This window comes from Pantoea sp. R102, from assembly GCF_004916815.1.
Classification (GTDB): Bacteria; Pseudomonadota; Gammaproteobacteria; order Enterobacterales; family Enterobacteriaceae; genus Pantoea; species Pantoea dispersa.
The window spans coordinates 1-10,629 of the sequence record NZ_SDFT01000065.1 but is presented as its reverse complement, the minus strand read 5'-3'; the positions used below and the strand labels follow the sequence as shown (position 1 = coordinate 10,629).

Annotated in this window: 12 protein-coding genes and 1 pseudogene; 12 read left to right on the top strand and 1 reads right to left on the bottom strand. The window is 58.9% G+C overall.

All coding sequences use genetic code 11. The features are described 5' to 3' along the window. Positions 1 to 154 (top strand): annotated as a pseudogene (locus ERD80_RS08675) (IS481 family transposase); the annotation flags it as partial. Positions 155 to 254: 100 nt separating this feature from the next. Here the strand turns inward: ERD80_RS08675 and yjgA are convergent. Next, complete coding sequence (yjgA, locus tag ERD80_RS08670) at positions 255 to 797, bottom strand: ribosome biogenesis factor YjgA (protein WP_058759857.1); 543 nt, start codon at positions 795 to 797, stop codon at positions 255 to 257. Between the two features lie 115 nt (positions 798 to 912). Here yjgA and pmbA point away from each other — a divergent pair, with 115 nt between their 5' ends. From pmbA to ERD80_RS08615, 11 genes are all read left to right on the top strand, one after another. Then, entirely contained in the window at positions 913 to 2,253 is a 1,341-nt protein-coding gene (pmbA, locus tag ERD80_RS08665) for a metalloprotease PmbA (protein WP_058775743.1), read from the top strand. Between the two features lie 72 nt (positions 2,254 to 2,325). Then, positions 2,326 to 2,712 carry a cytochrome b562 gene (gene cybC, locus ERD80_RS08660; RefSeq protein ID WP_136546556.1) on the top strand — a complete coding sequence of 129 codons (387 nt, stop codon included), beginning with the start codon at positions 2,326 to 2,328 and terminating at the stop codon, positions 2,710 to 2,712. A gap of 263 nt (positions 2,713 to 2,975) precedes the next feature. Continuing rightward, positions 2,976 to 3,314: a glycine dehydrogenase gene (locus ERD80_RS08655; RefSeq protein ID WP_136546555.1), complete on the top strand. Its 339-nt coding sequence runs from the start codon at positions 2,976 to 2,978 to the stop codon at positions 3,312 to 3,314. A gap of 19 nt (positions 3,315 to 3,333) precedes the next feature. Next, complete coding sequence (locus ERD80_RS08650) at positions 3,334 to 3,690, top strand: SFCGS family glycine-rich protein (protein WP_021509727.1); 357 nt, start codon at positions 3,334 to 3,336, stop codon at positions 3,688 to 3,690. A gap of 2 nt (positions 3,691 to 3,692) precedes the next feature. After that, positions 3,693 to 3,989, top strand: coding sequence for a DUF4312 family protein (locus ERD80_RS08645; protein ID WP_021509726.1), 297 nt, complete (start codon positions 3,693 to 3,695; stop codon positions 3,987 to 3,989). 25 nt (positions 3,990 to 4,014) lie between these two features. Beyond that, on the top strand, positions 4,015 to 4,791 hold the full coding sequence (locus tag ERD80_RS08640; protein WP_021509725.1) for a DUF4311 domain-containing protein: 777 nt from the start codon (positions 4,015 to 4,017) through the stop codon (positions 4,789 to 4,791). Between the two features lie 12 nt (positions 4,792 to 4,803). Next, entirely contained in the window at positions 4,804 to 5,451 is a 648-nt protein-coding gene (locus ERD80_RS08635; protein ID WP_021509724.1) for a DUF4310 family protein, read from the top strand. A 92-nt stretch (positions 5,452 to 5,543) separates the two neighbouring features. Next, positions 5,544 to 6,677, top strand: coding sequence for an amidohydrolase/deacetylase family metallohydrolase (locus ERD80_RS08630; protein ID WP_136546553.1), 1,134 nt, complete (start codon positions 5,544 to 5,546; stop codon positions 6,675 to 6,677). Then, positions 6,661 to 7,782: a DgaE family pyridoxal phosphate-dependent ammonia lyase gene (locus ERD80_RS08625; RefSeq protein WP_136546551.1), complete on the top strand. Its 1,122-nt coding sequence runs from the start codon at positions 6,661 to 6,663 to the stop codon at positions 7,780 to 7,782. Before ERD80_RS08630 ends, ERD80_RS08625 begins: the two co-directional genes overlap by 17 nt. Further along, entirely contained in the window at positions 7,779 to 8,516 is a 738-nt protein-coding gene (locus tag ERD80_RS08620) for a KDGP aldolase family protein (protein ID WP_136546549.1), read from the top strand. Before ERD80_RS08625 ends, ERD80_RS08620 begins: the two co-directional genes overlap by 4 nt. Positions 8,517 to 8,540: 24 nt before the next feature. Beyond that, positions 8,541 to 10,451 (top strand): PRD domain-containing protein, encoded by a 1,911-nt coding sequence (locus tag ERD80_RS08615; protein WP_021509720.1) that lies wholly within the window; start codon positions 8,541 to 8,543, stop codon positions 10,449 to 10,451. Positions 10,452 to 10,629: the final 178 nt, after the last annotated feature.

Here is a 10,629-nt window from a genome sequence, read left to right as displayed (position 1 = left end):
ACTCAGCCTGAAGGCGGGCAAGGCGTTCAGGGGAGAGCGTGTGGGGCTGAAGGAGACGGGGGAAGACGGTTATTACGAGGTGTGGTGGTACAGCACAAAAGTGGGGGTGATCGACCTGAAGAAAAAGTCGATCACCATGGGTAAAGGATGTTAAAAAGTGTTCACTATGTCCCCGAACACCTGTCTGCCATGTCCCCGGACTGTACATGCGGGAGAGGGTTAGGGTGAGGGCGGGGCAACCGTCCGCAGCGGACTTACGCTTCAGCCAGCTCGCGCAGGTACTGGAAAATCTGGCGGGCGGCTTTTGGCGGCTTACTGGCGGCTTTCTCTTTCTGCGCGTTGCGGATCATACTGCGCAGCTGCTGACGGTCGGCGTGCGGATAGAGATTCAGCACTTCCGCCACCGCGTCATCACCCTGCTCGATCAGCCGATCGCGCAGCTGCTCCAGCTTATGGAACAGCGCAACCTGTTGGTTGTGGCGGTTCTTCAGCTTATCCAGCGCCAGGCGGATTGGCTCTTCGTCGCGCTGACGCAGCATTTTACCAATCAGCTGCAGCTGGCGGCGGCGGCCTTCCTTCTTAATGCGCTGCGCCAGTTCAATGGCGTCACGCAGCTGTTCATCAAGCGGGATCTTATCCAGGGAGTTTTTCCCTAAATCCACTAACTCGGCGCCCAGGCGTTTCAGCTCCTCGGCGTCGCGTTTAATTTCACTTTTACTGACCCAGATAATCTCTTCGTCTTCTTCTTCCTGATTATCCGGCACATCGTCGAGCCAGTCTTCGGGCTGCTTCGTCATCTGTTGGCTCCCTAAAAAAAGAGGCTAATCCTACCAGTTTATCGGGCGACTGCGAAATTGTTCTCTGAGTCTGATAGACTCAATAAATTCATACTTAAGATTAGACGGCAGGTCGATGAACGTATCTACTCAGGTTGCAGAACAACGTAAAGTGTTGGAACAGGCTGTCGCGCAGGCGCTGGAACTGGCGCAAGCCAGCACCGACGGAGCAGAAGTGGCGGTCACCAAAACCACCGGAATCGGTGTCAGTACCCGCTACGGCGAAGTGGAAAACGTCGAATTCAACAGCGATGGCGCGCTTGGCATCACCGTCTATCACCAAAACCGCAAAGGCAGTGCTTCCTCGACCGATCTCAGCCCGGACGCGATTAAACGCACCGTGCAGGCGGCGATCGATATCGCGCGCTACACCTCGCCCGATCCCTGTGCTGCGCCGGCCGAGCGCGATCTGCTGGCGTTCGAGGCACCGGATCTCGATCTCTACCATCCGTGGGAGATCGACGCCGATCGCGCCATTGAGCTGGCTGCCCAGGCCGAGCAGGCTGCGCTGCAGGCTGACAAGCGCATCACCAATACCGAAGGCGGCAGCTTTAACAGCCATGTCGGCATCAAAGTCTTTGGTAACAGCCACGGCATGCTGCAGAGCTACTGCTCCAGCCGGCATTCGCTGTCGAGCTGCGTCATTGCTGAGCACAACGGTGACATGGAGCGCGACTACGCCTACACCATTGGCCGCGCGATGGGCGATCTGCAAAGCGCCGACTGGGTGGGTGCGGAGTGCGCGCGCCGCGTGCTGGCACGTCTTTCGCCGCGTAAGCTGCCGACCATGAAAGCGCCGGTGCTGTTCGCGCCGGAAGTGGCCACCGGCCTGTTCGGCCATCTGGTGGGCATGATCAGCGGCAGCAGCGTCTACCGCAAATCCACTTTCCTGCTCGACGCGCTGGGTCAGCAGATTCTGCCGTCGTGGCTGACGATTGAAGAGAAGCCGCACCTGCTGAAAGGGCTGGCGTCGACGCCGTTCGACAGCGAAGGCGTACGCACCGAAGCGCGCGAAATCGTGAAAGATGGCGTGCTGCAGAACTGGCTGCTGACCAGCTATTCGGCGCGTAAGCTCGGCCTGCAAAGCACCGGCCACGCGGGCGGCATTCATAACTGGCGCATCGCCGGTCAGGGCCACAGCTTTGACGATCTGGTGAAGCAGATGGGGCGCGGTTTGATCGTTACCGAGATGATGGGTTCCAGCGTCAGCGCCATGACCGGCGACTACTCGCGCGGTGCGGCTGGCTTCTGGGTTGAAAACGGTGAAATTCAATACCCTGTGAGCGAGATCACAATTGCGGGCAACCTCAAAGATATGTGGCTCAATATGGTAACGGTCGGTAACGACATTGAAACGCGCAGCAATATACAATGCGGATCGGTGCTGCTGCCGGAGATGAAAATCGCCGGACAATAAAGACATCGCTTGATGAAAGCAGCCCACAGCGGCTGCTTTTTTTTCGCCTGATAATAATTAAAGGAAAACGTTATGCGTAAGCATGTGATTGCTATGTTGTCTTTGTCGTTGCTGTTCTCTTCAGCCAGCCTGTTCGCGGCTGACCTGGAGCAGGATATGGACACCCTGAAAGACGGGCTGAGTGTCGTTAAGAAAACCTCTGATGCCCAGGAAATGCACGCTGCACTGGGCAAGATGCGTGCCGCTGCGCAGGATGCAAAAAAATCCACGCCGGAAAAACTGGAAGGTCAGGGCGCTGACAGCGCACAGATCAAGAATTACCACGCCGGTCTGGACTCACTGATTGTCCAGATCGACGTTGTCGACCAGCTGGCGCAGGCTAACAAGCTGGACGAGGCGAAAACCGAAGCGAAGAAACTGGAAGACATCCGTAACGTCAACCATAAGAAATTCCGTTGATAAACCGGGCCAGCCTGCAGGCTGGCCTTATTCCTGCCGCGGCTTCGCGTCATTCCACCGTTTTTATCCCGCTTTTTACCTCATTTCACGCATTTCGTGAGCGATCTCGCATAGTTCGTGCATCGTGCGATCTGGCGCACAGTCGCCCGTGGGATTTCCACTTTGAGGTGGAAATGTTGCGTCTCCACACCGCCAGGCGGACAGCGTAATTTCTTCTCAACGCGAATTATCTGACATTGTCCGCTGTAAACAGGAGTAACAAGGTGAGGAGTGATGCTGTCCCGCTGAAACCGAGCACGCCGGAGGCAATCCAGGCGCTGGCGGATAAGGTGATGAATCAAATCGCGGCGCTGTATGCCGCGCACCACATTGCAGCCAATGCGGTGCAACAGCAAATGCTGGCCTCACATGTCCGCGCCATGGCGGCACGCTCTCTCACCAGAGAGGCGCTGCCGGACGTCGAAGCCGAACTGTTTGAGGACATCTCGCCTGAGACCATGGCGCTGGCGCAGCAGGTGGTGGATCTGTTTGGCAATTTGCCTGTCGAAGAAGCCTGGCTGCTGTCGGTGCATATTGAAGTGGCGAAATCGAACGAAGCATGAATTGAGAGAGGAACGGAATATGGTAACGGTAGTGATTGGCGATCGTCTGGGTAAAGGACAGAAAGTGGCAGCTGGCGTCGAAAAAGCCGGCGGCCGGGCAGTAGTGGTGCCGGGCGTGGCGGCGGATATGAAACTGGGCGATGTGATGAAGGCGGAAAACGCTGATTTCGGCATCTCCTTCTGCGGCAGCGGCGGCGCCGGTGCCATCACCGCGCAGAACAAGTACGGCTACAAAGCCAAACACGGCATGCGTTCGGTGGACGAAGGGGTAACCGCCATCAACGAAGGCGCCACCGTGCTCGGTTTTGGCTTCATGGATAAAGAAGAGCTGGGTGAGCGTCTGGTTCAGGCCTGGAATAAAAAACACGGCAGCTAAGCATGAAACAACAGTATGAGACGCAGGTCACGGTGCAGGGCAAAGGCGACAGCAAAGCAAAAGCCTTCGCCGATGCGCTCAGCAAGGTGCAGCAGCAGGTGCTGCGCACCAGCCAGAAAATTCTGTTGCGCATTGAACCGCTCGATGTGCGGGTGCTGCGCGCGCAGGAGAGCGTGCGGAAGGAGAAATTTCTGTTCTTCTTCCTCGCGCGTGAACGGCGGAATTACAGCGTGGAGCTGGAAATTACCGTCAGCGTCACTGTGATCGACACCGAGAGCGTGACCTTCACAGCAACGTAAGAATAACGACAACAAGGGTAACAATATGTTTTTAATCATTTTGTTTAAGTCGTTGATCATAGGTGGATTAGTCGGCGTGGGCGTTGGAGCGGGCGCGGCGCGCATGTTCCACGCGCCCGTCACGCAGGGGATGGGTGCCTTCCGTACGCTGGGCGAGCTCAACTCCTGCGAGGGCGATCCGGCTTCGCACTTCTCCTTTGGTCTCGGCTTCTTCTTTAACGCCTGGGCATCCTCCGTTGCCGCGGGCTCCTTCACGCAGGATGTGGATCACCGCATTCTGCCGAACTGGGGCGCGGCCGCACTGATGGTAAAGAACCGCAACGTCGCGGAAACGCTGCATAACCCGAAACGCATGGCGATTGCCTGCGGCATCATCGGCATGATCGTGGTGGCCTTCCTGAACAGTACTGCTTCCGCCGTACCGGCTGCGCTGCAGGTGACCGCGGTAAAAGTGCTGGTGCCGGCGGCGAATCTGCTGGTGAACACGGTGATGCCGGTGATCTTCTGGCTGGCGGCGATAGATGCCGGTAAGAAATCGGGCTTCTGGGCAACCATTTTTGGTGGTCTGGCGCAGTTGATCATGGGTAACGCCGTGCCGGGTCTGGTGCTGGGCATTCTGATCGGTAAAGGCGTGGAAGAGAGCGGCTGGAACAAAGTCACCAAAGTGATGATGGCTGCGATTGTCCTGCTGTTTGTGCTGAGCGGCTTCTTCCGTGGCTTCGATGTGAAACTGCTGCAATCCTTCCAGCTCGGCATCCCTGGCTGGCTCGACATGATCCACAACAGCCTGAGCGGCAAATAAGGAGCCTTCAGCATGAACGAGAATGAAAACAAAGGGTTCTGGTACGCCGACTGGTCTTTCCCGCTGTTTGTCGGCCTGCTCTCCTCCGGCGTATTCGCCGGGACGCACATGTACTACCTGTACGGCATCGGTGCTTTTAACGAAGTGGCATTCGTTTCGATGCTGCGCTCCGGCATGGAAACCGGCGTGTACGGCGCGGTGGCGGCGTTTGGTGCCAGCTTCCTGTTTGCGCGCATTATTGAAGGCTCGCTGGTAGGGATTCTGGATATCGGCGGCGCGATTCAGACCGGCGTCGGCCTCGGTGTGCCAGCGCTGCTGCTGGGAGCCGGTATCGTGTTTCCGGTGGCGAACTTTGCCGCCTCGCTGGCAACCGGGCTGGTGATTGGCGTGGCGATTGGCTACGTGATTATCCTCGCGCGCAAATTCACCATCAACCAGAGCGATTCCACCTACGGCGCGGACGTAATGATGGGCGCCGGGAATGCCTCCGGTCGCTTCCTTGGTCCACTGATTATTCTGTCTGCCATGGCGGCATCAATTCCGATCGGCCTCGGTTCGCTGGTCGGTGCGCTGCTGTTTTACCTGTGGAACAAGCCGATTACCGGCGGCGCGATTCTAGGTGCCATGGTGCTCGGCGCTATCTTCCCGGTTTCGCTGTAAGCGCGAAATGGCTGCACAATCCCGTAGCGGCGCGATTTATCGCGCAATAAATTGCGCCGCTACGGCATGTGCGCTCTGTAAATGGGGGTTTTATGTTTGATCTGATTCTGCGCCGCGCGCGTCTGTGTGATGAACAGCTGGTGGATATCGCGATTCGCGCCGGCAAAATCGCGGCGGTCGGTAAGGTGGACGGCGCAGCGCAACAGGAGCGCGATCTCGGCGGCCGCTACTACGTCAGCGCGGGCTGGATTGACAGCCACGTACACTGCTATCCCAAATCACCGATTTACCACGACGAAGCCGACGCGATTGGCGTGGCGCAGGGCGTCACCACCGTGGTGGATGCGGGCAGCACCGGTGCCGATCACATCGACGACTTTTATCAGCTGACGCACAGCGCGAAGACCGAAGTGCGCGCGCTGATCAACATCTCGCGCACCGGCATCGTCACGCAGAACGAACTGGCCGATATGGCGCAGATCGACGGCGAAGCGGTGGTGCAGGCGGTACAGCGTCGCCCGGACTTTATTGTCGGCCTGAAGGCACGCATGAGCAGCAGCGTGGTCGGCGACAACGGCATTCAGCCGCTGGTGCGCGCCAAAGCCATTCAGCAGGCGGCGGGCAATCTGCCGCTGATGGTGCACATCGGTAACAACCCGCCGGTGCTGGAAGAGATCGCCGCGCTGCTCACTTCCGGCGACATCATCACCCACTGCTTCAACGGCAAGCCGAACCGCATTCTGTCACCGCAGGGCGAGCTGAAAGCGGCGGTTAAGCAGGCGATCGCGCGCGGCGTGAAGCTGGATATCGGCCACGGCAGCGCCAGCTTCAGTTTTGCAGTGGCGCGCGAGGCGATTGCCCAGGGCATTCTGCCGGACACCATCAGCTCCGATATCTATTGTCGCAACCGCATCAACGGCCCGGTGCACAGCCTGGCGCACGTGATGTCGAAATTTTTCTCCATCGGCATGACGCTGCCGCAGGTGATCGCCTGCGTCACCGTTAATGCCGCGGCGGGTCTGCGTCTGGCCGGTAAAGGGCATCTGACCGCCGGTTATGACGCCGATCTGACAATTTTTACCGTCAAAGAGGAAGCCCGCCCGTTCGTCGATGCTGAAGGCGAACGGGTCACGGGTGAGCAACATTTACTGCCGCTGGCCGTGGTGATCGCGGGCCAGTGGCATCTGACTGAGGAAGGGAAAGCGCATCATGTCTTCGATTTATGAGAAATATGACCTGAAACAGGTGATCAATGCCTCCGGCCGTATGACCATTCTCGGCGTGTCGACGCCGTCCGCCGACGTGGTGGATACCGTCAGCTACGGCCTCAATCACTACTTTGAGATCAAAGATCTGGTTAACAAAACCGGTGCCTACATCGCGCGCCTGCTGGAAGTCGAAAACGCGGTGGTGGTGTCCTGCGCCTCGGCCGGTATTGCCCAGTGCGTAGCGGCGGTGATCGTCAAAGATAACGACTGGCTGCTGGATAACCTGCACGCCGCGCCGCTCAGCGTGCCGCACGACATTGTGGTGCCGAAAGGCCATAACGTGAACTACGGCGCGCCGGTGGGCAGCATGGTGGCGCTGGGCGGCGGACGCCTGATTGAGGCTGGTTACAGCAATGAGTGCTCGCCAGAACAGCTGGCGGCGGCCATCACGCCGACCACCGCGGCGCTGCTGTACGTCAAGTCGCATCACTGTGTGCAGAAAAGCCATCTCAGCGTCGAACAGGCGGCAGTAGTCGCGCGCAAACACGATATTCCGCTGATTGTCGATGCGGCGGCCGAAGAGGATTTGCAGTGCTATTACCAGATGGGGGCCGACCTGGTGATCTACAGCGGTGCCAAAGCCATCGAAGGGCCAACCAGCGGCCTGGTGATCGGCCGCAGCCAGTACGTCGAGTGGGTAAAACGCCAGAGTAACGGCATTGGCCGCGCGATGAAAGTCGGCAAAGAGGGCATTCTCGGTCTGACTCAGGCGATTGAAAACTACCTGCTGCAGAGCAAAACCAGCGGCGCCGACATGGTGGCGAAGATGACGCCCTTTATCGATAACCTCAACACGCTGAACGGCGTCAGCGCGCGCGTGGTGTGGGATGCGGCCGGTCGTGACATCGCCCGCGCTGAGATCAAATTTGATGAAGCGGTAACGGGCTGGCCGACCGGCGAGCTGGTGCAGGCGCTGAAAAACGGCGACATCGCCATCTATTTCCGCGGCTATAAAGCCAACGAAGGCATTATCGAAGCGGATGTGCGCAGCGTCAGCGCGGAACAGCTGCACATCATCTTTAGCCGCATCCAGGCGCTGCTCAGCGGAGGAAAACGCGCATGAATCTTAACGCCAATTTCTATCAGGGCCGTCTGTGCCTCAACGTGCTGGCCGGTTCAAAGCAGAATGCGCAGGCGATCTGGCAGGCGGCAGAAGGGCATGTGCTGGTCGGCGTTTTGTCGAAAAACTACGCCTCGAATGAGGCCGCGATTGCCGATATGCGCGAGTACGCGGCGCTGATTGATAATGCGCTGTCGGTCGGGCTGGGCGCGGGCGACCCGAATCAGTCGGCGATGGTCAGTGAAATCTCGGCGGAACTGCAGCCGCAGCACGTTAATCAGGTCTTTACCGGCGTGGCCACCAGCCGCGCGCTGCTCGGACAGCCACACACCATCGTGAACGGTCTGGTTTCACCAACCGGCACGCCGGGCAAGGTGAAAATCTCCACCGGTCCGCGCAGTTCGCAGGCGGCGGACGGCATTGTGCCGATCGCCACGGCGATCGCCATGCTGCAGGATATGGGCGGCAGTTCGGTGAAGTATTTCCCGATGGGCGGCCTGAAAGCGGTGGAGGAGTATCGCGCGGTGGCGGACGCCTGTGCGCACCATGATTTCTGGCTGGAGCCGACCGGCGGTATCGATCTCAGTAATTTCGAAGAGATTGTGCGGATTGCTCTGGAGGCCGGGGTCAGTAAAGTCATCCCGCACGTTTACAGCTCAATTATTGATAGCGCCAGCGGCGACACGCGCATTGACGATGTGCGTCAGCTTCTGGCAACGTGCAAGAAACTGCTGTAACAAATGAGTAACAGGTGAGGCTCCGTGAGATTTCCCAATCAGCGTTTAGCTCAACTCTTCGCGGCGCTGCAAAGCGAAACGCTGCCACAGGATGAGCTGGCGCGGCGTTTTTCCGTTTCAACGCGCACGGTGCGCACCGACATCACCGCGCTCAATGCGCTGCTGGAACAGCACGGCGCTCAGTTCGTGCTGGCGCGCGGCGCGGGCTATCAGCTAAAAATCGACGACGCGGTGCGCTTCGGCCGCCTGCAGCAGGAGAGTGCGGCACCGCTGCGGGTGCCGCGCACCTCGCAGGATCGGGTGCGCTATTTGCTGAGCCGCTTTCTCACCGCCGCGTATTCGCTCAAGCTGGAAGATCTGTCGGAAGAGTGGTTCGTCAGCCGCGCCACGCTGCAGAGCGATATGGCGGAAGTGCGCGAGTGGCTGGGCCGCTATCATCTCAACATCGAAACCAAGCCGCGCTACGGTATGAAACTGTTTGGTAGCGAGGCGGCGATTCGCACCTGCCTGACCGATCTGCTGTGGCAAATCGACCAGCAGACACCCGACAGCCCGCTGCTGACGGTCGAGGCGCTGCACAGCGGCATGCTGGCGCAGCTGCAGCCGCTGCTGGCGCAGTGCTTCACGCAGCACGCCATCCGGCTGAGCGATGAAGGCGAGCGCTATCTGCTGATTTACTGCGCGGTGGCGGTGCGCCGCATCAGCGAAGGCTTCCCGCTCAGCGATCCCGGCGCGGAGGATGTCGGCGAGGAGATACGCGAGGCGGCGCACGATCTGGTTAATCTGATGCGCCCGCTGGTGGGTAAAGGTATTTCGCAGGCCGAAGAGAACTGGCTGCGCGTTAATATTGCGGCGCGGCAGATTCAGGCGCTGGCCCCCAGCACCATCAACGCCGATGACGCGGATGCGCTGGTGGATTACCTGCTTAATTACATCAACACCCATTACAACTACCGGCTGCAGCAGGATGAGCAGCTGCGCGCCGATCTGCTCACGCACATCAAAACCATGATCACCCGCGTGCGCTATCAGATCCACATTCCCAATCCGCTGCTGAGTAACATCAAGCAGCACTATCCGATGGCCTACGATGTGACGCTGGCGGCCGTCACCAGCTGGGGCAAATACACGCCGTATACCATCAGCGAAAACGAAATTGGCTTTCTGGTGCTGCACATCGGCGTCGGGCTGGAGCGACATTACGATGTCGGCTACCAGCGACATCCGCAGGTGTTGCTGGTTTGCGACAGCGGCAACTCCACGCTGCGCATGATCGAGGCGCTGCTGCTGCGCAAATACCCGCAGCTGGTGGTGACGGCGCGGCTGTCGCAGCGTGACTACGAAGTGCGTGCGCACATTGATGAAGATTTTGTTATTTCAACCGCGCGGCTCAGCGAGAAGAACAAGCCGGTAGTGATGATGTCGCCGTTCCCTACGGAGTTTCAGCTGGAACAGCTCGGCAAGCTGGTGCTGGTGGACCGCACCCGGCCTTACATGCTGGAGAAGTACTTCGACGCGCAGCATTTCATGGTGCTCGACCGGCCAATGAGCCAGTCGGCGCTGTTCCGCCTGCTGTGCGATCGGCTCGAGGCGGAGGGCTATGTCGATGCTGATTTTTATCCTTCAGTCGAAGAGCGTGAAGCGATTGTCAGTACCATGCTGGGCGAAGGGATTGCGCTGCCACACTCGCTGGGATTACTGGCTAAAAAAACCGTGGTTTATACCGTGCTGGCACCGCACGGCGTGAGCTGGGGCGATGAGACGGCCTCAGTGATTTTCCTGCTGGCGATCAGTAAGAGTGAATATGAGGAGGCGATGGCGATTTACGATCTGTTTGTCACCTTCCTGCGCGAAAGGGCGGTGACAAGATTGCGCGACTGCGCTGATTTCGTCAGCTTTAAAGCGGTGGCAATGGATTGTCTGAGCCGGTTGTGATGGGGGATGGGTGCGGTTTGTCCCTCACGCTAACCCTCTCCCGCAAGCGGGCGAGGGGACCGATCCAGCGGCGTGTGAGTTCAGTTGCTGATCCTTAGCGCCCGGTGGATTGACTGAATTCTGGCCCTCAAACCACGTTCGGACGGCTCCCTCTCCCGCGTGCGGGTGTACAGTCCGG

What these genes read in the sequence shown, in the direction of transcription:
- yjgA (WP_058759857.1), bottom strand. Translation starts at nt 797, where the DNA reads ATGACGAAGCAGCCCGAAGACTGGCTCGACGATGTGCCGGATAATCAG.
- pmbA (WP_058775743.1), top strand. Translation starts at nt 913, where the DNA reads ATGAACGTATCTACTCAGGTTGCAGAACAACGTAAAGTGTTGGAACAG.
- cybC (WP_136546556.1), top strand. Translation starts at nt 2,326, where the DNA reads ATGCGTAAGCATGTGATTGCTATGTTGTCTTTGTCGTTGCTGTTCTCT.
- ERD80_RS08650 (WP_021509727.1), top strand. Translation starts at nt 3,334, where the DNA reads ATGGTAACGGTAGTGATTGGCGATCGTCTGGGTAAAGGACAGAAAGTG.
- ERD80_RS08645 (WP_021509726.1), top strand. Translation starts at nt 3,693, where the DNA reads ATGAAACAACAGTATGAGACGCAGGTCACGGTGCAGGGCAAAGGCGAC.
- ERD80_RS08640 (WP_021509725.1), top strand. Translation starts at nt 4,015, where the DNA reads ATGTTTTTAATCATTTTGTTTAAGTCGTTGATCATAGGTGGATTAGTC.
- ERD80_RS08635 (WP_021509724.1), top strand. Translation starts at nt 4,804, where the DNA reads ATGAACGAGAATGAAAACAAAGGGTTCTGGTACGCCGACTGGTCTTTC.
- ERD80_RS08630 (WP_136546553.1), top strand. Translation starts at nt 5,544, where the DNA reads ATGTTTGATCTGATTCTGCGCCGCGCGCGTCTGTGTGATGAACAGCTG.
- ERD80_RS08625 (WP_136546551.1), top strand. Translation starts at nt 6,661, where the DNA reads ATGTCTTCGATTTATGAGAAATATGACCTGAAACAGGTGATCAATGCC.
- ERD80_RS08620 (WP_136546549.1), top strand. Translation starts at nt 7,779, where the DNA reads ATGAATCTTAACGCCAATTTCTATCAGGGCCGTCTGTGCCTCAACGTG.